Origin of the sequence: Brevibacterium zhoupengii (genome assembly GCF_021117425.1) — a bacterium.
GTDB classification, from domain to species: Bacteria; Actinomycetota; Actinomycetes; order Actinomycetales; family Brevibacteriaceae; genus Brevibacterium; species Brevibacterium zhoupengii.
Genome location: NZ_CP088298.1, coordinates 2679818 through 2700207, shown reverse-complemented (window position 1 = coordinate 2700207; position 20390 = coordinate 2679818). Strand labels below are relative to the sequence as shown.

Genomic DNA, 20390 nt, shown 5'->3' with positions numbered 1-20390 from the left:
GGGGATAATGTCAAACATTGAAGTTGAGGTGGTTGGTGTTCGCATCGAGATGCCTGCCAACCAGCCCATCCTTTTGCTCAAAGCCACTGAGCCTGCCTACTACCTGCCCATCTGGGTGGGTGCCATCGAAGCCAATGCACTCTCGATTGCGCAGCGGGGACTGACCCCACCGCGACCGATGGCGCATGCGCTGCTGCTCGATACTCTCGAAGCGTATGAGACGTCGTTGGCCGATGTCACGATCACCGGCCGCGACGGACAGATCTTCCTGGCCGAGCTGCACACGAACGATGGAAAGTCGATCTCTGCACGTCCCTCCGACGCAGTCACGCTGGCCCTCACGGCCCAGTGTCCCGTCTACGTCGATTCAGAACTTCTCGAAGACGCCGGAATCGAAGCACCCGAAGCCGACGAAGAGGAAGTTGCCCAATTCAGGGACTTCCTCGACAACGTCTCGGCAGAGGACTTCGAAACCGGTACCGAAACATCATGAAAGAACGATTGTGAGCTTCCATATCGATCCGGTATTCGCCAACAGAGACAGCGCCCCAGCAGGCACGAATGACCTCAGCGGTCTTGATGCCTGGCGTGAGATGGATCCGCAGCAGCAGCCGACCTATCTTGATACTCCGGCACTCGACGATGCCCTGACCAGCCTGCGCAACTCTCCGCCGCTGATCTTCGCCGGCGAGGCCGACGTGCTCAAGCAGCGCATCGCAGCCGCCTCCCGAGGCGAGGCTTTCGTCCTGGCCGGCGGTGACTGTGCGGAGTCCTTTGCCGGCGCTCAGGCCGATAAGATCCGAGCCCGAGTGCAGACTGTGCTGCAGATGGCCGCGGTGCTGACGTACGGCGGTTCCATGCCCGTCGTCAAGATCGGTCGTATGGCCGGTCAGTTCGCCAAGCCCCGCTCCGCGGACATGGAGACACGAGACGGTGCCACGCTTCCCTCATACCGAGGCGACATCGTCAATGGTTACGAGTTCACCGAGGAGTCTCGCCGTCACGATCCGGCGCGGCTGCTTCAGGGCTACCATGTCTCCGCTTCGACTCTCAATCTCATCCGGGCATTCACCCAGGGCGGTTTCGCTGACCTGCGTCTCGTCCATGAGTGGAATCGCGGGTTCCTGACATCGAATCCCGGTTACCAGCGTTACGAGCAGACTGCGCGCGAGATCGATCGCGCCATCCGTTTCATGGACGCATGCGGTGCAGACTTCGATGCGCTGAAGACGACCGAGTTCTATGCCGCTCACGAGGCCCTGCTCCTCGAGTACGAACGGGCACTGACCCGAATCGACTCACGCACCGGAGAGCCTTACGACGTATCGGGTCATTTCCTGTGGATCGGCGAACGCACCCGCGACATCAATGGAGCCCACGTGGACTTCTTGTCGAAGGTGCGCAACCCGATCGGCGTCAAGCTTGGTCCCACGGCCACAGCCGACGACGCTCTGGCCCTGGCAGAGAAGCTCGATCCCGACGCAGAGCCTGGTCGACTGACCTTCGTCACCCGCATGGGTGCAGGGAAGATCACCGAAGCACTGCCGAATCTGCTTGCCGGAATCGGCGACCGTCTTCCGCATGTCACCTGGGTCTGCGATCCGATGCACGGAAACACCATCACCTCGAACACCGGGTACAAGACCCGTCGATTCGAGGACGTCATGGCCGAAGTCGAAGGCTTCTTCACCGCGCATCAGGAAGCCGGGACCATTCCGGGCGGACTGCACATCGAGCTCACCGGAGATGACGTCACCGAGATCATGGGTGGAGCGACCGAGATCGACGACGAGGGACTGCGCCGTCGCTACGAGACCCTCGTTGATCCTCGCCTCAATCACGACCAATCGCTGGAGATGGCGTTCCAGGTCGCGGAGTACCTCACACGCCGCAATTGATGTGACGCTCAGCCAGCAGCCGTTGGCTCGTTGTCACAGACCGTGACCTGTCGTCTCAGACAGCCGCGAAAAAGCCGGTGGCCGTGCGATCGAATCGCACGGCCACCGGCTTCATTGTATTCAAAGACTTGGCGATGTTGTTCAGAGACGGACACTGCTCAGTGAAGGAACCCGACGGATTCAGTCGTCCTTCTTGTCTTCGTCCTTCTTGTCTGTGTCCTTTTTGTCCTCGTCCTTCTTCTTCTCATCCTTCTTGTCGTCCTTGGACTCTTCCTTCTTCTCCTTGCCTTTGGAGACGCGGACGATGATGAGAGAGTCATAGGGCTTGGCTTCGGAGCTCTTCGGCCACTGCGAAACCACTTTGCCCTTGGGGACGTCGTCGGAGAAGACTTCGTCTTTGCCGACACGGAATCCGCGTTTGGCCAATGTGGCATAGGCGGCGTCGAACGTCAGGCCCTCGACATTGGGCACGGGAGTCGGTTTGACGCCCTTGGAGATGACGAGATCGACCTTCGTGTTCTTGGACAGTTCGTCACCCGACTTCTTCGAAGCTGAGATGACAGTGTCCTTATCGACCGAGTCGCTGTACTCCTCATCAACCTTGCCGAGTTTCAGATCGGCTTTCTTCAGAGCGTCCTCGGCCTCATCTTTGCTGAGACCCTTGAGCTTGGGCACTGCAAACATCTCTTCGCCCTTGGACACAACGACCGTGACAGTCGAGTCCGGTGCCAGCTCGGATCCGCCCACCGGTTCGGTGCCGATGACCTTTCCGGCCGGAACAGTGTCGTCGAAGACCTCCTTCGGCTGAGCCTCGAGGCCGCTGTTCTCAATCTGTGAGGACACCTTCTCGATGTCCTTGCCTGCCAGCTGGGCAGGCACGATGGAGGTCGGTGCGGGAAGATTCGCAATGACGAGCCAGGCCACAAGTGCGAGGACGAGCACGGCGGCACCGATGGTCGTTGCCAGTCGGCGTCTGCGCCGGCGATGAGGAGCCGCAGACGCTGCTGCACTTGAGCCGGCAGCCTCGGTGGCATTCCCGCCGGCATCCCCAGCTCCGCCGGCGCCTGCCGCAGCTGTGCCTCCCGCGGCGGCCGCACCCGCAGCCTTGTCGACTGATCCGGTCTTGCTGTCGCTAGATTCGTCCTCGTCATCGGTGTCGTCTTCTGATGCATCGACGGCAGGGTCTTCTCCGTTGCCTGTCGCAGCAGCTGCTCCTGCAGTTCCGATTGCAGCAGCACCAACGCCGGCAGCACCGACCGCTGCTGCGGCTCCCGCTGTACCACCTGTGTCCTGGTCGGAGGCAGTGTCCGAGGCATCCGCCTCGGCGGTCTCATCGTCGTCGTTGTCGAGGTACGGGATCTCGTCCGTGCGCGATCGCTTCTCCTTCGGAGCTTCGGCTCCGAGATCGATGCTCGCTGTCAGCGCAGGGGAGTGCTCGCCGGGGAGCACATTGGGGTCGCCGAGATCGAGCTCGGCGTCGCTCATCTCAGAACGTGCCTCGGCAAAGGCTAGCCTGAACTCTGCGGCGTCGTCGGGGCGGTCGTTGGGATCCTTCGACGTCGCCCACAGCACCAGGGCATCGAGTCGGGGACTCAGGCCCGTGATCTGGTCCGATGGAGGAGGCACAGAATCGTGGACGTGACGGTAGGCGACCTGGATCGGGACTTCATCCGTATAGGGCTGCTTGCCGGTGAGCATCTCGTAGAACATGATGCCGACGGTGTAGAGGTCGGTACGGATATCGGCACCGGCTCGTGTGACGAGTTCGGGTGCGACATATCCGACGGTGCCGATCAGCGTCTTCGTCGTGGTTGCGGTGGTCACGGCGCGAGCGAGTCCGAAGTCTGCGAGCTTGACCTGTCCGTCGGTACCCAGGAGGACATTGTCGGGCTTGAGATCACGGTGGATGATCCCGGTGGAGTGGACCGCTTCGAGCGCAGCCAGAATCGCATCGAGAACGACGATCGCCTGCCGGGGAGTGAACGTGCCGCGGTGCTTGAGCTCACGGCGCAGGGTCACCGAGGGCAGGTGTTCCATCACGAGGTAGACGGTGTCGCCGTCGCGAGACTGGTCATGGATGGCGACGAGGTTTGGGTGGGTCAGGCGCCCGGCGTTGATGGCCTCGCGTCGGAAGCGTTCGACGAAGGTCTCGTCGCTGATCAGGTGCTCATGCATGACCTTGATCGCGATCTCACGGTCCAGGCGCAGATCGGTGCCGCGGTAGACCATGGCCATTCCGCCGCGCGCGATCTTCGCATCGATGCGGTAGCGGTCATTGAGGATAGTGCCGATGAGCGGATCCGTGCGGGCACTCATAGCGCCTCCTGCATTCGCTGTCGCTGCATCTGAACGGCACGGACGAAGGCCTTCGTCTCGGGCAGCAGCCCTTCGCTTCTCACGGAGCGCAGATCCTGGTAGTACCCGGCCAAGGCTTCGTTCTCCGATTCTGCCGTTTCGATCAGCCACCCCAAGATGACGGTGCCCGCAACGATGTTGTCGGCGACATCGAGAAGATCGAGACTGCGTCCGACGATGTCGCTGGCCCACCTGCCCGATCGTGGGGTGACCTGCATGACGCCGATGGCGTTGCCAGCCGAGACCGTGGTGTGTTGGAATCCCGACTCCTGTGCGGCGACGGCCTGCATGAGTGCCGGATCGGCACCGAGTTCCTCGGCGATCGATGCCACGATGAGTCGAGCCTGGGCCGGGGCCGGGTGGGTCCTGCGCAGCAGGGTGAACTTGTTGAGACGGGCAGCCGCGAGCACAGCGGGTCGGATGCCTTCGACCTGGGCACTGGTGGCGACGCGGGGTATGTCCGTCGGAGGCTCCGGAGGGGTGCGGTGTCGGCGAGCCGTCGAGTCCCTGAGCAGAAGCAGTTCGCCGACTTTGAGGAACGACTCGTCGCCCATTGAGTTGGCCCGTCGCAGTGATCCGGGCGACATCTGATGCCTGGCCGCAATTCCTGCCAGCGTCTCACCCGGTGCGACGACGTGTGAGGGATCGGTGTCGGGCAGGTCGTTCTTCTCCGGCAGGGACAGCACTTGACCCTGGTGGAGATTCTGCCGCGGCGAGATGGCATTGAGTTCGGCCAGAGCAGGGACTGAGACGCCGTGCTTGCTGGCCACTCCGTACAGGGTGTCACCGTCGCGAGTCTTATAAGTGCGGCCACCGTGGGTGACCGGAACGGTCTCACCGTTGGTGCCCGAGGTCCACTGTGGTCCCGGTGCAGGCACCGGCGATGAAGGGGAGTCTGTGTACGCGCTTGAGGGGTCTGCAGGTGTCTCAGCGTCAGGGGAGGGGGCAGCCTCGGTGAAGTCGATCTTGACATCGTGGTCCGTGGAATCACGGTCGGTGAAGCCCGGGATGGGACCCGTGGAATTCACCTTTGAAGCAGCACGGATGTCAGGAGCGGCGGTAACGGGCACCTGAGGATTCCGTCGCATTCGTGTCATCTGTCACCTGTTGACTTCATATCGGATGGGGAAGTTTCACACTCCAGAGTATCGAGTGCCCGGCCCGCACCCGAGCATTCGGCACCGCATGGCGGGGTGTGTCTTTCAAATATTGCTAGGCTTGACGATGTGAATACGGAAGAACTCGTCCAGGAATGGGCCACATTGCCAGATATCGCTGAGTCGACAGGTCTCGACATCATGAAGGTGCGCAGGCTCCTGGAAGACGGTGCGATCTGCGGTTACAAGCACGGGAGCCCCAAAGTGATGCAGGTGCCGACGGCGTTCTTCGTCGACGGGTCAGTGCTCACTCCACTCAAGGGCACCCTGAGCACCTTGCGGGATGCAGGTTTCGACGATCAGGAATCCATCCACTGGCTCTTCACCCCGGATGACTCCCTGCCCGGTCGCCCCATTGATCTGCTGCGTGCCGGCAATCGCAAAGAGGTCCGACGTCGTGCACAGGCTCTGGCCTTCTGAGCCTTCTCCTGTCTGACTGATCTCTCAGCTCTTCCGGTAGCTGAGGGCCTCCGCGAAGCTCGTGAGCTGCCTCTCGGCTGCGGGCCCGATTGTCGTTCGGGTCGAATGAGCGGGTGAGTTCTCGGCTGCCCATTCGCGGACCACGGACAGGGCCTCGTCGTGCTTGGAGCGAATGAAGGATTCAACCGCGTCCAGACCACCTGATTCCGTGAGCATCGACACGCATTCTGCGACTTCGGAATCGGAGAGGTCCGGATCGCCGAGTCGTTCGGCCATGATCTGAGTCTGCTTGGGACTGAGGTTCTTCATACTCTCGGCGATGAGGACCGTGCGCTTACCCTCACGAATGTCATCACCTGCTGGTTTGCCCGTGGCTGCGGGGTCGCCGAAGATACCGAGCACGTCGTCGCGCAGCTGAAACGCCTGTCCGAGCGGCAGCCCGAACCGGGAGATCTCCGCGAGCTGATCCTCGTCTGCTCCGCCGAGCGCGGCACCGAGGAGGAGTGGCTGCTCGACCGAATACTTCGCCGACTTGAAGCTGAGCACCTCCCACGCGCGTTCACCGATGCGTTCGTCGTCAAGGGGGACCACCTCGGCGAGGACATCGAGGTACTGGCCGACCATCACATCTCTCCGGAGTGTGGCGCGCAGGTCCCGTGCCGAAGGTGTGATGCCCAAGACGTTCTGGGACTTCTCGAAGAGCTCTTCGCTGAGCGCAAGACAGATGTCTCCGATGACGATGGCGGCCGCCACCCCGAAGGGCTCGGCTCCGCCCTGAAAGCTGCGTTCGGAGTGCCGTGACTCGAACTGTCGATGCAGCGCCGGCTTGCCGCGGCGTGTGTCGGAATGATCGATGACATCGTCATGGATGAGGGCGGCGGCATGGAGGAGTTCAAGCGATCCGGCCGCCTCGGCGACACCACCGTTCATAGCGTCGCGTGAGCGATCATCGCCAGAGGCCAACTGGAAGCCCCACCACAACAGGACCGGGCGGATCATCTTTCCACCCCGAGTGAAGTCGAGCAGAGCCCGACCGATGTCAACGGCATCCGGTGAGATCGCGAGGAACTCGGCCGCCTTCTGCTCGAGGAAGGTCTCGATCTCCGCGGAGACCTCAGACGCGATGGACTCGGGGGAATCCAGTTCGCTGACAGTGCTGCCAGGGGAGGAAGGCTCGGTTGACCGTGCGGTCTCCGCGGCACCAGTGCTCGGAGCATCGGCAGGAGTCATGGAACGATGTTCCCGCCGACCGTGACGATCGAATTCTTCTTCTCCGAGGGATCCTCAGCGATGGTCACGACGAGCAGGCCCTCATTGTCCTTGTGCCGGAAGTTCACGACTTGGGCACTCTTCGTCTTGACCTGGTCGCCGTATTCTTCGAACCCGGCTTTCTTCAGCGCCTTGGAGTAGAACGCGAAGATGTCCTTCGGCTCGGCTTCGGCGCTCATGACCAGGCTGACCTGTTCGAGCTTGCCCGAATCGGCTCCGTTCTCCGCTTTCGCACGAGCACTCGAGAGCACGGTCGAGTCAGGGTAGGGCTTGAGGTACTTCGGAAGATCCTTGACGTCTGTGGATGCAGCGTCTGAATCTTCATCCGCCTGCTTGGTGCCGGCAGACTCAGAGGCCGCTGGTGTTGATGCGGCGGCTGAAGACTGGGTCTCTTCCGCAGTGGGTGATCCTTCGGCCGCCTCATTGTCCGGGCCCGAGCATCCTGCGAGGACGAGGGCGGCGGCGAGGGGCAATGTCATGACAGTGGCGCGCGTTACCATGACTACAGACTACCCGGACTGAGCGACGGGGGCCGAAAGGAGCAGGCGCAGACAACATGGGTGCTCGATGAGTCGTAAACAGCTGGCACGTTCCGGCGGCGATCTGAGCCGTCTCGGCACGGACGACGCCGGAGCCACAATGCTCCATCTCGACATGGACTCCTTCTTCGTCTCGGTGGAGCTTCTGAGCCGCCCCGAGCTTGTGGGCCGGCCTGTCATCGTCGGCGGCCGCAGCGGGCGGGGCGTCGTGGTCTCGGCCAGCTACGAAGCCCGAGAGTTCGGTGTCCACGCGGCCATGCCGATGGGTCGTGCAATGAATCTGTGTCCCTTCGCCGAGGTGATCCCTCCTTCCCATGGTCTGTACTCCTCGTACTCGGAGAAGGTCTTCGACTTGGTTGCTCAGGTGACTCCTGACTTTCAGCAGGTCAGTGTCGACGAAGCCTATATCGACGTGTCCGCCGCAGTGCGCAGATTGGGCTCCCCTGTGGAGATCACCTCGCAGCTGAGAGCCGAGATCGAGGAGCAGACGGGGTTGAGTGCATCTGTGGGCATCGCTGGCAGCCGGGTGGTGGCGAAGCTCGCGTCTACCCGGGCCAAGCCGCACGGGCAGCTGCTCGTCCCGCTGTCTGCGACTCAGGAGTTCCTTGACCCGATGCCGATCGAAGCTCTTCCCGGCGTGGGGGAGAAGACGAAGGACGGGTTCTACAGATACGGCATTCGACTGATCGGCGATCTGGCAGCCGTCGACGAAGCGTGGGCGGGCCGGGTCTTCGGCGCTCATGGGCACCATCTGTGGCGCAGCGCCCACGGGTTGGACTCGCACGGGATGGACAGACAGGTCAAGGATCGGTCGATCAGCGCCGAACACACGTTCAACGATGACGTCTGGGATCTCAGCCAACTCGAACACGAGCTGCTGAGGTTGGCGGACAAGGTGGCACACAGAGTCCGGGCCGATGGCAAGGTCACGACTACCTTGGGATTGAAGTATCGCCTGGCCGATTTCACGACTCTGTCACGGTCGATCACTCTCGATGCCCCGACAGACCTGGCCCGTGAGATCTATGAAGCACTGCGGCCGGCAATGAGGAATCTGCGCGAGCAGAAGTCGAAAGGCGTTCGCCTGCTGGGAGTACGGGCAGCTGGTCTGATGGACTTCTCAGCCAGTGGGCGACAGGTGAGATTGGACGAGGCCGAGCATTCGGGCAGAGAAGCAGAAGTCGCTCTGGATGATGTGCGCAAGAAGTTCGGGACAGCCGCGATCTCGCAGGCCTCGCTGCTCAGGAAGCGCCCTGAGCATGATAATACGGGTCCTGACCATGTTTAGGCAGTGAAGTGCGCCATAGTCTGAGGACGTGGTGAGAATCCGGGGGATGCAAGGGCCCTCAAGATGTTTTTTCAGGGTTCAGAGACTATGATTGTGTCATCAGGCCAGAGTAAGGAAACGGGGGTTCGAGATGCCACTCTCCGATCACGAACAGCAGCTGCTCGATCAGTTGGAGAAGCAGCTGCGCAGTGAAGACCCACGTTTCGCACGCAATATTTCCGAAACCCAGGCAGCTGCCAATGGTCCAGGCTTCTCCGCGAAGCGATTCGTGGTGGGCATTCTGGTCACGCTGGTCGGGCTTGCCGCGACGATCTTCGCTATCTCGATGGTGGCGAACACCGCATGGTGGATCATCCTCGGCGTCGTCGGGTTCGGTCTCATGGTTGCCGGTATGTACTGGGCATTCAGTCGGCCGCGTCAGATCGGCGACAAAGCGAAGCGTGCACAGCCGTCGAACGGTCCTAAGACTGAAGCGAAGGGGCCGTCAGGTTTCATGAACCGCATCGAAGACCGGTGGGAGAAGCGCCAGCGCGGAGAATGATTGCGCGACCGTTGCTGGCTGAGCAGATTCTCGCCGGCAACTGCTGATCACACCGTCTCATACCAACGAAGCGTCCTCTTTACGAGGACGCTTCTTCGTGTGCGGGCCCATTTCGTCGTCGCCTCACCCACCGCCGCGTCGGCCTCTGCGGGTCCGGCCCGACGCACGACTCGTTGATCGCGCGCGTCCCTGTGCGCAGGGGACAGAGCCACACTTGTCGACAGAACCGCACACTTGTCGACAGAAGTGCACTCTCGCTGGTCGAGCCGCCGGGCAGATCATCGACCAACACTGCTGTGCTGACTGATCACCGTGACCGACCAAGACAACCGATGAGCGAATTGCTCCGACCTAGCCAGAGCCCGCTGCCTCAGACGACGCTGCCCCGGATGTGCGAGGCATCCGGGGCAGTGACAGGGCAGTCAGCTGGCTCAGCGAGGTGGATTGAAGATGCTGGCCGGCCAGATGCTGGCGGTGATCCGGCTGCCGGGAGTGGCGTTGGCCGACAGGTCAGACCTGACCTCGTCAATGAGGGCACTGACCTCAGTTGAAGAGATGCTCTGTTTGCCGCCGCCGTAGCGCTGCGCCTCAAGAGCATCAACGAAAGCTGACAGGGCAGTGTCGTCGCCAGAAGTGCGCGCTCCCGCTGGGGGAGCAGGGCTGCGCAACGCGGTGAATCCATCCCCGGATTCTCCTCGTGCACCCGACGAGCCAGAACCAGAGCCAGAACCAGAGACTGCAGAAGAACTGTCAGGCTCATCGGTCTCGCCTTGGGCCCTGCTGGCAAGCACGAGTTCGTTGAACCTCAGCGTTCTGCTCGGGTCAAGGCTCTGACCATAGTCCGTCGACAGTGCCCGCACCTCGGTCCAGACCTTCTCGAGCTGCTCAGGATCGCGTGTGCGACGGCGACGCAGGATCAGCCTCCACAACGCGGGGATCGCTGCTAGCAGCAGGATCGCAAGCACGATGAGACCTGCCCAGAGGTATTTGCTGATGTTCGCGCCGGCAGGCTCTCCCGCTGCTGATGTCTCTTCGCTCGAGCTCTCAGACTCCTCTGCTTCGGACTCTTCGGCACCGTCTGTGGGCTCCTCTGACGGTGAGGAGCTCTCTTCGGAACCTTCCTCGGAGTCACCTTCGGTATTGCCGCTGGCGACCGTCCACTTGGGTGGGTCTCCGGCGGGGCCGCCTGGGGTGGGTTCGAACCGCACCCAACCGGCACCCTCGAAGTACAGTTCCGGCCACGCATGCGAATCCTGCATGCTGACTTCGTAGCCCTCACCTGACTTGTCTCCCTCACCGAAGCCGACTCCGATGCGCGCAGGAATTCCCATTGTTCGGGCCATGATCGTCATCGCCGACGAGAACTGGACGCAGTAGCCCTTCTTGTCGACGAGGAAGTCAGAGATCGCATCTCCGCTGGCCCTTTCGGGAGCATCCAGCGAGTACTCGAAGTCACCGCTGCGGAAATAGGCTTGGAGCAGGACAGCGGCTTCCCACTGGTTGTCTGCATCCGCAGTGACCTTCTCTGCAGTCTCCTGCACACTGGTCGGCAGACTGTCCGGGACTTCGAGTTCAGTCTCGAAGTCACTGGAGTTCACGGGTGTTGCGCTCTGCAGGTCTTTGACGTCGGGATTGATGGACACGTACTCCATCGAGTAGTCCTGCCCACCGGACTTCTCACCGTTGCCGACGACCGTCAGCGATTTCTCGTCGTAGATCCAGCGCCGGTCCAAACCTGTCGGCTGCTGTGGAGCGTACGGGGAAGGAAGATACTGCTGATCGTATTCGTCGGTGATGGAGACGTCGATGCGCTCTTCACTGTAGTTCTTGCTCCGGGGGAGTCCCTGCGGCCAGGGCAGACCCTCATTCGCGATCGCAAATGAGTCGAGCGGGAACGGGGTCGGTGCCCAGGTCTGGCCGTCGAAGGAGTTGATCGATGTCAGCCTGATCGGCTGCCCCTGCGATTCAGTGCTCGTGTAGTCGAAGAGGGTCGAATCGTCACGGTCACCCAGATCGGCACGCAGATCGAGGAACGGGTTCGTCACGGTGAGGTCGCCCTTGTCGCTTGCTGCACGGTTGGGCAGCGTCTGCACCTCCGGCAGCAGCACGGGGAGCCCGATGCCGATGGCAACGGCCACGGCACCGGCCACGGTCGCGGTCAGACCGCCACGCCACTTCGCTGCTGGGAGATACGGGCTGAGCATGAGGATGAGGAAGGCCGCCAAGATCGCGACCACGTGCCACCACTGCACCTGGGTGGGTGCGAAGAACACGGGGATCATCCACAGCACCAGGAGCAGAACACCGCTGACCTTGGGAGCTTTGAGGTCACAGACGAGGCCGTCGATGAGGATGGTGATGAGAGTGAACGCGATGGTCAGCATCGTGGTGAAGCCGGGGGTGCTCGGTGCTGGAGGAACCGTGGCATACAGATCGCTGACCCCGGAGGACAGAAGATCGATCACACTGGTGAATGAGCTGCCGGTGGGGACGATGCCGAGGATCAGCGTTCCCGGTGCGCACAGCACGAGAACTGCGATGAGTCCCACGAGGCATTGCGCGATGACGGCCGCACCGGTGGCGCGGAGAACCGGGACGCTGCGGAAGATCGCCCCGACGATGACGATGAGGAGGATCGAGATGAGGACGGAGGGGAGCCAGGCGAAGTCGGAGAAGACGGCCGAGAGTCCGACAGCGGCCAAGACCATGGCCACAAAGACGGAGCAGGCCTCGAGCAAGACGGGAGACTGCTTCTCGGTGTTCTCGTTTGTGTCGGTGCTCATCGCTTCACCCGCTTCGAATCGAAGGCGGTCCATGATTCGGGCAGATCCTCGCTCAGGCCCACCATCGTCAGGTCGTTGATGTCATCGAGGCTGCGCACGGTCACCGGCACGCGGCGGGAGAATTGAGCGGCCAGTTCCTGTCCGCGAGCGTCGTCGACGGCGCAGATGAGGATGTGGTTGGGATTGTCATGGGCAGGCAGCTGCACTCTGCCGGCCTCGACGAGGGCTGTGAGCAATCGCAGTCGGTCGATATCGCGTTGTCCTTTGAACCTGATCTGATGGCCGGGTGCAACGACGAAGACCTCATAACCTGCACGCAGGAACGCCGTTCCGGCTGCTGCCGCTGCGGCAAGGAGGAATTCGACCTCGAGGGAGTCCGGGCGTTCGCCCTCACCCTTGAGGTCGACGACGATGAGCGCGTAGAGCGTCTCCTCGTCGGCTTCGTGTCGGACCATGAGCTCACCGGACTTCGCGGTGCTCGGCCAATGGACGTGTCTGAGGTCGTCTCCCGGGACGTATTCCCGGGTGTGGAAGTCTCGTGCTGTGTGGCCCGGGCGAGCCTTGCCATCGTCGAGTCGGGCGGGTCTGATCGCCGAGTCGGAAGGGATCCGTGCCGGAAGGATCGGCACCGATACTGCAACAGGGTGACCGGCGAGCACCTTCTTCTTCCTCGTGACAAGACCGAAGGGGCCCGAGACCGTGATGAGCACGGTCTCGACTCCGCTGAGACCACGGCGATGCGGAGTGAAGGACGTCAGGACCGTCTGAGAGGCACCGTGCGCCAGCGGAGGGACCTGTCCGACCGTGGAGTCGCCGAATCCCTCGGCCGCCACGAAATCAATCGTCGAGGCCGGAATGGCCAGGCGCCCGGTGTTCGTCACCAGAGCTTCGACCTCGACCTCTTTCCCTTCGTGGGCAAGCGGGTAGCGGTCCCTGGACTGAGGCAGCGCCACAGTGGGCAGCCCAGTGCGCAGAGTGATCGAAACGCGGCGGGTTCCCCAGGTGATCAGCAGTGCCGAGAGGAGGACCAGCGCCAGCAGCAGAATCCCCGCAGGCAGAAGTCCTGGCAGCGAGAACCGATAGGCGGTCACGATCAGTGCCGCACCGGCGAGGACGAAGATGATTCCTGACGTGCTCAGACGCATGTGGTCACTGAACCGTCGAAATGGGCACGCGGGACAGGAGCCTGCCGACCAGTTCGGCTGCCAGCTCGGAATCGTCGCCATCGCGCGGGATGATTCGGTGGGCCAGGATGTAGGGAGCCAGTGCCTGGATATCGTCCGGGGTCACGAAGGTGCGTCCCGAAAGCGCGGCGCGAGCCTTGGCCGCACGGAGAAGATGGACGCCGCCGCGAGGGGAGGACCCAAGGAGGATGGCTTCGTCGTTTCGGCTGGCGTGGAGGATGGAGACGATGTATTCGCGCAGCTCTCTGGTTGCACTGACATGTCGGACGATTCCTCGGGCCTGGTTGATCTGCTCAAGACTGGTGACCGGAGTCGCGCTGGAGAGCGGATCATGCTCGATCTGGTTGTCGAGCAGGTCGATTTCGTCAGCGGTGTTGGGGTAGCCCAGGGAGATGCGTGTCATGAAGCGGTCGCGCTGCGCTTCGGGAAGGGCGTACGTGCCTTCCATGTCGATCGGGTTCTGAGTAGCGACGACGATGAATGGCGAGGGCATCTGGTAGGTCTCGCCGTCAATGGTGGCCTGTCCCTCGGCCATGCATTCCAGCATCGCGGACTGGGTTTTCGGGGAGGCGCGGTTGATCTCATCGGCGATGACGATATTGGCAAACACCGGACCCTGTCGGAATTCGAAGTGACGGGTCTCCTGGTTGAATAGGTTCACACCGACGACGTCTGTCGGCAGCAGGTCGGGAGTGAACTGGATGCGCCTCACCGAACCGTCGACGACTTTGCCCATGGCCCGTGCCAGCAGAGTCTTCCCGACTCCGGGTACATCCTCGAGGAGGACATGGCCCCCTGCCAGGAGCGCTATGAGCGAGAGTCCGACGGCTTCGTCCTTGCCTTCGAGGACGGCGTTCATCGCTGTACGTGCCCGTGAGGTGAGTTGCTGCACCCATTCGATGTGCTCGGCACCGATCACGGAATTGGTCTGAGTACCTTCTTGGCTGATCGACATGATTCCATTGTCCCCTATCGCGCCCCGAGCATCCACATAGGCGCCTCCGGGCCGCATTTCTGCATCCGCACACCTGTTCCTGTGCTTGGCCGCCGACCTCCTCCACTTCGCTCCCCACTTCCCTCCCCACACTCCTCCCCACTTCGCTCCACCAGAGACCCCCACTTTCCTCCCCATTTCCCTCCCCACTTTCCTCCCCGCGCGGCAATGAACCGCGCACTTCCCCAGATATTCAGGGATCTGAGGACTCAGTGCGATCCCTGCAGACGGGAACCTTAAGGCCGAAAAGTCCCGCAATTGTCCCTCTGGGATGTCCTCCCGACTCGCCCATGGGAAATTTTCCCCACTTTCCTCCACCTATCTGACCTGGGCTTTTATAGGTCCATGGGACCGAAATGGGGTCAGACACTAGATTGGGTGGAGGGAAGTGGAGTACTGTGGTTGCTATCGGAGCCAATTGGGTTTCGAAAGGGGTGAGACGACATGTTCTTGGGCACTCATTTGCAGAAGCTCGACGACAAAGGTCGGCTCATCCTGCCCGCAAAGTTCCGGGAGGAGCTTTCGCCCGGTCTCGTACTGACCCGTGGACAGGAGAACTGCCTCACCCTGTTCCCCACCACGGAGTTCGAAGCCGAGCATGAGCGAATCCAGAACGCGCCGAAGACGAATAAGGAAGCCCGCGATTACCAGCGTGTGTTCCTGTCGGCGGCCTTTGCGGACCAGCCGGACAAACAGGGACGCATCACGGTCCCGAACATATTGCGGCAGTACGCATCACTTGATCGGGAAGTGGCAGTGATCGGCATGGGCAACCGCGTCGAGATCTGGGACTCACCGACATGGGACAACTACCTGGTCGGCGCTCAGCAGGCATTCGCTGAACGTGAGAACGAGGTGATCCCCGGAGTGATCTGATTCTGCTCGGGTTTGATCCTTGCCCGCCGTGTTCGAGTTTCGGGGAACTTCCCCGTTTCCGAAGCTCGGCAGTCCTGACACACTTCCCCGGTGCCAGGGCAGCGGCGGACAAGGTTCTGGCTCCAGCGTTTCACCCCCACGACCACCACCCACGAAGGACTCACCTATGAACGACCAGCACGTACCGGTCCTCTTGGAGCGCGTGGTCGAGCTCATCGGAGTCGGGGTCCAGTCCGCCAGGGACAATGGCTACGCGCCGATCGTCGTGGACGGAACCCTGGGAATGGGCGGACACTCGGAAGCCATTCTCACCGCTTTCCCCGATGTGCACCTCATCGGAGTCGATCGCGACACCCAGGCCATCGACATCGCCACGAAGCGGCTCGCACCCTTCGCCGACCGGACCGACATCGTCCATGCCGTCGATGACGAGATCCCAGAGATCCTTGACGACCTCGGCGTCGAACGAATCAGCGCGATCCTCCTCGACCTCGGCGTCTCCTCCCTGCAGCTGGACGAGGACGAGCGTGGGTTCTCCTACTCCCGTCCGGCCCCCTTGGACATGAGGATGGACCGTACCCAGTCCCTCACCGCCGCCGAGGTGCTGGCCACCTATTCCGAAGCCGAACTCCGCCGCATCCTCCGTGAATACGGCGAAGAGAAGATGGCGGGCCGGATCGCGAACATCATCGTCACCGATCGTGAGACCACACCGTGGGAGACCTCGCAGCAGCTGGCAGCGATGCTCAGTCGAGTACTTCCTCAGACGAAGAAGAAGTCCCACCCGGCAAAACGCACATTCCAGGCTCTGCGCATCGAGGTCAACGACGAACTCGGAGTGCTGCGGACCGCGCTCCCGGAGGCGCTGCAGGCACTGCACCTCGGGGGAGTAGCCGTGATCGAGTCCTACCAGTCCCTTGAAGACACGATTGTGAAGAAGATCTTCCGCGCCGGAACCACCACCTCGGCGCCGCCGGACATGCCGGTCGTTCCCGAAGAGCTCCAGCCGTGGCTGTCGGAGATCATCCGCGGTGCGGAACTGGCCGACAGCGACGAAGCAGACAGAAACCCTCGCGCCAAGAGCGTGCGATTGCGTGCAGTACAGAAGATCAGGGAGGCACAATCGTGAACAACGCCCAAGCCGCCGTCCGCCGCCCGCACCTCACCGAGCGCAGCCGCGTCGCAGGGGAGCCGAGCTCTCGGCTGACACCACCGAGCCTGAAGCTGCTGAAGTTCGAGCTGCCGAAGGCCCGAGTGCCGTTCTCGATGCTGTGCGTGGCGATCCTCGTCGCGACCCTCGTCGCGGTGCTGCTGCTCAACATCTTCATCTCCCACACCTCCTATCAGATCGACCAGCTCAACTCCGAGAAGGAGCAGCTGGCCGAGCAGAAGGACCGACTGGTCGAAGACAACTCCTACCGAGAGTCACCGCAGAACATCTCCATTGCGGCCGAAGAGCTCGGGCTGGTTCGTGACTCGTCGCCCGAATTCCTCGATGCGAAGACAGGGAAGATCATCGACGCCCCTCCGATCGACGTCAGCGGAGAAAAGAAGCCGACAGTTGTCCCCGGCCCGCGTGCCAATACCCGCGAAGACCTCCGTCCCAATCTACGATCGGATGAGAAGCTGCCAGTAGTCGGCGGCAGTCCCAGCAAGGACATCGCCCCACCGGCTCAGGACACTCCGAAATAAGGCGAGTCCGACAGCCATTCGCCGATCAGCAAGGACCAAGGACAGTGCAATGGGCCCACGAGCAACTTGGGTGAAGAAAAAAGGCGGACGAGGCAAACCGAATCTGCGCCTGCGTATGGCGCTGATCGCGAGCCTGTCCATCCTGGTTCTCCTCGTCACCTCCGGGCGCCTGATCTCGATCCAGGGCATGGATTCGATGAAGCTGGCGGAGAAGGCTCTCTCCAACCGGCTCGTCACCAAGACCCTGCCGGCTTCGCGCGGACAGATCCTGGCCGCCGATGGCACAGTTCTCGCCGACAGCGTCTCCCGCTATCAGCTCGTCGTGGACCAGCAGAACGTGGCGCAGTACAAGGTGGACGGAAAGCTGGTCGGCGCTTGGGGTGCTGCTGAGGCTCTGGCCGCTCCACTCGACACCGACCCCGGTCTGCTCTACCCCAAGCTGGTAGGCGACAAACGCTGGAACCCTGTTGCGAAGGGACTGACCTCAGAGACCTGGCGCGAGGTCAAGGATCTCAATATCCTCGGTCTCTCCGCTGAGGAGTACGCAGTGCGCTCCTATCCGTCCGGCGCGGTGGCCGGGAACCTCGTGGGCTTCCTCAGCTCGGACGGCCAGCCTCAGGCTGGGCTTGAGATGGCCTACAACGAACAGCTGAGCGGACGCGACGGTCAGCAGCAGTACGAGCGCGGTGCGCGCGGTGAGATCATCCCACTCGGGGACAACAACACCCGTGCCGCCGTCGACGGAGAAGGTCTGCAGACGACGATCGACCCGGCCCTGCAGTACTACGCCCAGCAGGCGATCGAGGAACAGCGCAAGAAGCACGAGGCAGAATCCGCGTCGATCGTGATCAAGGACATCAAAACCGGCAAGATCCTCACCGCGGCTGATGCCCCCAGCGTCGATCCGAACTCACCGGGCAAGGTCGACGGAGAGGACCGTGGGTCTCGCATCTTCACCGATGTCTTCGAGCCCGGTTCGACGGCCAAAATGGTTACGGCCGCCGCCCTGCTCGACCTGGGACTGGTGACTCCGGAGCAGGAATTCACGGTGCCCGATAAGTGGAAGGCACCCAACGACGAAGAGTTCCGTGACTCCCACCCGCACCCAGATGAGAAGCTCACCTTCGCCGGGATCCTCTCCGAATCGTCGAACACCGGCACCATTCTGGCCGGGAATGCGCTCTCAGAAGAGCAGCGTTACGGCTACCTGAAGAAGTTCGGCTTCGGTACGCCGACAGGCGTCAAGTTCCCTGCACAGACCTCAGGCATCCTCCACCCCTACAAGGAGTGGGACGGGCGCACCAAATACACGGTGATGTTCGGCCAGGGTGTGGCCGCGAACGCTGTCCAGACCACCGATGTCATCGCCACCATCGCCAACGGCGGGGTGCACGTGCCCTCGACGCTCGTCGATGGAACGGTCTCTCCCTCGGGGAAGACGATCCCGAACCCGGCAGGTGAACCCGAGCGGGTCATCAGCAAGAAGGCCGCTGACCAGACACTGTCCATGCTCGAAGGCGTCGTCGCCAAGGGCACCGGCAAATCGGCGCAGGTCTCCGGCTACCGGGTGGCGGGAAAGACAGGAACCGCGCAGGCTCCGGCAGCCGAAGGCGGCGGCTACGACGGCTACACAGCATCGTTCGTCGGCGTCCTCCCCGCCGAGGACCCGCAGATCGCGATCTCGGTGACGTTGCAGCGGCCCCGAAACGGCTATTACGGTGGAAGCGCCGCGGCCCCGGTGTTCTCCGATGTCGCCGGCTTCACCATGCGTCACCTCAAGATCCCTCCATCGACCGAGGATCCCCAGCTACCCGCTCGAGAATGGAAATAATGCGTATCTCACAGCTGCTGCCGGCAGCCCCTGGAACCGTCCACGGAGATCCTGACCGCGAGGTCGGGGGAGTCTCCCACGATTCGCGCACCGTATCCCCGGGCCAGCTGTACGCAGCGCTGCCGGGTGCCAATGTCCACGGAGCGAAGTTCGCACCGGATCTCATCGAGCGCGGAATCACCGCGGTCCTCACCGATGCCGCCGGTTGGGACATGATCTCCGCGGCCGTTGATCCGCAGACCCTCGCCGAGGTGACCGGGCTGATCGTGGAACACCCCCGGTCGGTCCTGGGCTTCGTCTCGGCCGCCGTGTACGGCACTTCGGTGTCTCCACAGCTGATCGGTGTGACCGGAACCAATGGGAAGACGACGACGACCTACCTCGTCGACGGGATGCTTGAAGCCCTCGGACACCGCACCGGAGTCATCGGCACTGTGGCGACGCTCATCGCCGGCGTCACCGAACCGAGTGTGCGTACGACCCCTGAAGCTCCCGAGCTGCATGCCCTGTTTGCGAAGATGCGCGCCGCTGACGTCGACACCTGTGCCATGGAGGTGTCCTCGCATGCGCTGAGCCAGCACCGGGTCGACGGGGCCCACTTCGCGGTCTCGGGTTTCACGAACCTGTCCCAGGACCATCTCGACTTCCACAACTCCATGGACGAGTACTTCGACGTCAAGGCCCAGCTGTTCACTCGAACCTTCTCCGATGCCGCTGTCATCGTCGTCGAGGACAGGTGGGGCGAGAAGATGGTCGAAGCCGCTCAGGTGCCGGTGCGCACGCTGGGGCGAGACGACCGCAGCGAACTGCGGATTGAACATACCCCAGGCGAATCCGAGTTCATCCTCCACCTCGGCGGATCCGCAGACGAGACCATCGCCCTGCGCTCTCCGCTGCCGGGGGACTTCAACGTCACGAACACCGCGCTGGCCGCGGCGATGCTGCTGGAGGCCGGAATCGCCGTCTCGGATCTCAATGCGATCGGACGCACCTTCAGTGCCTCAGTCCCAGGCCGGATGGAGATCATCGATGTCAGCGGCCCGCGCGCCGAAGGCCAGACGCATCCGGAACACCTGCCCCGTGCGATCGTCGACTACTCCCACACACCCGATGCGATCGAGAAGGCCCTGACCTCGCTTCATGCCGACAGCGAGGAACTCGTCATCGTCTTCGGCGCAGGCGGTGACCGTGACAGGGGGAAGCGATATGGGATGGGCCAGGCTGCCGCTCGCGGGGCAGACGTGATCGTCCTCACCGATGACAATCCGCGCACCGAGGATCCGAACTCTATTCGGGCCGCCATCCGAGAGGGCATCGATGCAGAGATCTCAAGCGGACGCGCGCGTGTGAAGAAAGTCATTGAAGTTGCCGAGAGGGGGTCCGCCATCGACGAGGCGATTGCCGCCGCTGAGGCCTCCACAACCGTGCTCATTGCAGGGAAGGGCCACGAAACCGGACAGTCCGCCGGCGGCGTCGTGACCGACTTCGACGACAGATCGAGGACACGCTCAGCGCTGTGCACGCGACTTGGCGGCGCACAAACAGGTAAAGTTCACAGTTGAT

Annotated in this window: 17 protein-coding genes; 10 read left to right on the top strand and 7 right to left on the bottom strand. The window is 62.4% G+C overall.

Translation table 11 applies throughout. The features are described 5' to 3' along the window. Positions 1-7 precede the first annotated feature (7 nt). A complete protein-coding gene (locus tag LQ788_RS12310; protein WP_009883118.1) occupies positions 8-493 on the top strand; it encodes a bifunctional nuclease family protein in 486 nt (161 codons plus the stop codon). Positions 494-503: 10 nt separating this feature from the next. Next, positions 504-1898: a class II 3-deoxy-7-phosphoheptulonate synthase gene (locus tag LQ788_RS12305; RefSeq protein WP_231441382.1), complete on the top strand. Its 1395-nt coding sequence runs from the start codon at positions 504-506 to the stop codon at positions 1896-1898. Between the two features lie 180 nt (positions 1899-2078). On the opposite strand, the gene LQ788_RS12300 is transcribed toward LQ788_RS12305, so the two are convergent. Further along, positions 2079-4214, bottom strand: a complete 2136-nt coding sequence (locus LQ788_RS12300; RefSeq protein ID WP_231441379.1) for a protein kinase domain-containing protein — start codon at positions 4212-4214, stop codon at positions 2079-2081. Next, positions 4211-5350, bottom strand: a complete 1140-nt coding sequence (locus LQ788_RS12295; protein WP_231441377.1) for a lytic transglycosylase — start codon at positions 5348-5350, stop codon at positions 4211-4213. The genes LQ788_RS12300 and LQ788_RS12295 overlap by 4 nt, the downstream gene beginning before the upstream one ends. 129 nt (positions 5351-5479) lie before the next feature. On the opposite strand from LQ788_RS12295, the gene LQ788_RS12290 reads away from it, so the two are divergent. Further along, positions 5480-5830, top strand: a complete 351-nt coding sequence (locus tag LQ788_RS12290; protein ID WP_231441376.1) for an Rv2175c family DNA-binding protein — start codon at positions 5480-5482, stop codon at positions 5828-5830. Positions 5831-5854: 24 nt separating this feature from the next. On the opposite strand, the gene LQ788_RS12285 is transcribed toward LQ788_RS12290, so the two are convergent. Then, positions 5855-7060 (bottom strand): polyprenyl synthetase family protein, encoded by a 1206-nt coding sequence (locus tag LQ788_RS12285; RefSeq protein ID WP_231441375.1) that lies wholly within the window; start codon positions 7058-7060, stop codon positions 5855-5857. Beyond that, positions 7057-7599: a hypothetical protein gene (locus tag LQ788_RS12280; RefSeq protein ID WP_231441374.1), complete on the bottom strand. Its 543-nt coding sequence runs from the start codon at positions 7597-7599 to the stop codon at positions 7057-7059. Before LQ788_RS12280 ends, LQ788_RS12285 begins: the two co-directional genes overlap by 4 nt. Positions 7600-7666: 67 nt before the next feature. On the opposite strand from LQ788_RS12280, the gene dinB reads away from it, so the two are divergent. Both dinB and LQ788_RS12270 read left to right on the top strand, forming a co-directional pair. Next, on the top strand, positions 7667-8926 hold the full coding sequence (gene dinB, locus LQ788_RS12275; RefSeq protein WP_231441373.1) for a DNA polymerase IV: 1260 nt from the start codon (positions 7667-7669) through the stop codon (positions 8924-8926). Between the two features lie 130 nt (positions 8927-9056). Beyond that, entirely contained in the window at positions 9057-9467 is a 411-nt protein-coding gene (locus LQ788_RS12270) for a DUF3040 domain-containing protein (RefSeq protein WP_231441371.1), read from the top strand. Positions 9468-9898: 431 nt separating this feature from the next. Here the strand turns inward: LQ788_RS12270 and LQ788_RS12265 are convergent, their stop codons facing one another. The 3 genes from LQ788_RS12265 to LQ788_RS12255 are packed head-to-tail and all read right to left on the bottom strand — an operon-like array spanning position 9899 to position 14389. Next, positions 9899-12250, bottom strand: a complete 2352-nt coding sequence (locus LQ788_RS12265; RefSeq protein WP_231441369.1) for a transglutaminase family protein — start codon at positions 12248-12250, stop codon at positions 9899-9901. Continuing rightward, entirely contained in the window at positions 12247-13395 is a 1149-nt protein-coding gene (locus LQ788_RS12260; protein WP_231441367.1) for a DUF58 domain-containing protein, read from the bottom strand. The genes LQ788_RS12265 and LQ788_RS12260 overlap by 4 nt, the downstream gene beginning before the upstream one ends. Before the next feature lie 4 nt (positions 13396-13399). Then, complete coding sequence (locus LQ788_RS12255) at positions 13400-14389, bottom strand: AAA family ATPase (RefSeq protein ID WP_231441365.1); 990 nt, start codon at positions 14387-14389, stop codon at positions 13400-13402. Between the two features lie 483 nt (positions 14390-14872). Between LQ788_RS12255 and mraZ the strand changes: the two genes are divergently transcribed. The 5 genes from mraZ (at position 14873) to LQ788_RS12230 (ending at position 20389) form a co-directional block, all read left to right on the top strand. Beyond that, entirely contained in the window at positions 14873-15304 is a 432-nt protein-coding gene (gene mraZ / locus LQ788_RS12250; RefSeq protein ID WP_009883133.1) for a division/cell wall cluster transcriptional repressor MraZ, read from the top strand. A 166-nt stretch (positions 15305-15470) separates the two neighbouring features. After that, positions 15471-16433, top strand: coding sequence for a 16S rRNA (cytosine(1402)-N(4))-methyltransferase RsmH (gene rsmH / locus LQ788_RS12245; protein WP_231441363.1), 963 nt, complete (start codon positions 15471-15473; stop codon positions 16431-16433). Beyond that, positions 16430-16996 carry a hypothetical protein gene (locus LQ788_RS12240; protein ID WP_231441360.1) on the top strand — a complete coding sequence of 189 codons (567 nt, stop codon included), beginning with the start codon at positions 16430-16432 and terminating at the stop codon, positions 16994-16996. Before rsmH ends, LQ788_RS12240 begins: the two co-directional genes overlap by 4 nt. Before the next feature lie 49 nt (positions 16997-17045). Beyond that, positions 17046-18827, top strand: a complete 1782-nt coding sequence (locus LQ788_RS12235) for a peptidoglycan D,D-transpeptidase FtsI family protein (protein ID WP_231441358.1) — start codon at positions 17046-17048, stop codon at positions 18825-18827. After that, a complete protein-coding gene (locus LQ788_RS12230; RefSeq protein ID WP_231441356.1) occupies positions 18827-20389 on the top strand; it encodes a UDP-N-acetylmuramoyl-L-alanyl-D-glutamate--2,6-diaminopimelate ligase in 1563 nt (520 codons plus the stop codon). Before LQ788_RS12235 ends, LQ788_RS12230 begins: the two co-directional genes overlap by 1 nt. Position 20390 lies beyond the last annotated feature (1 nt).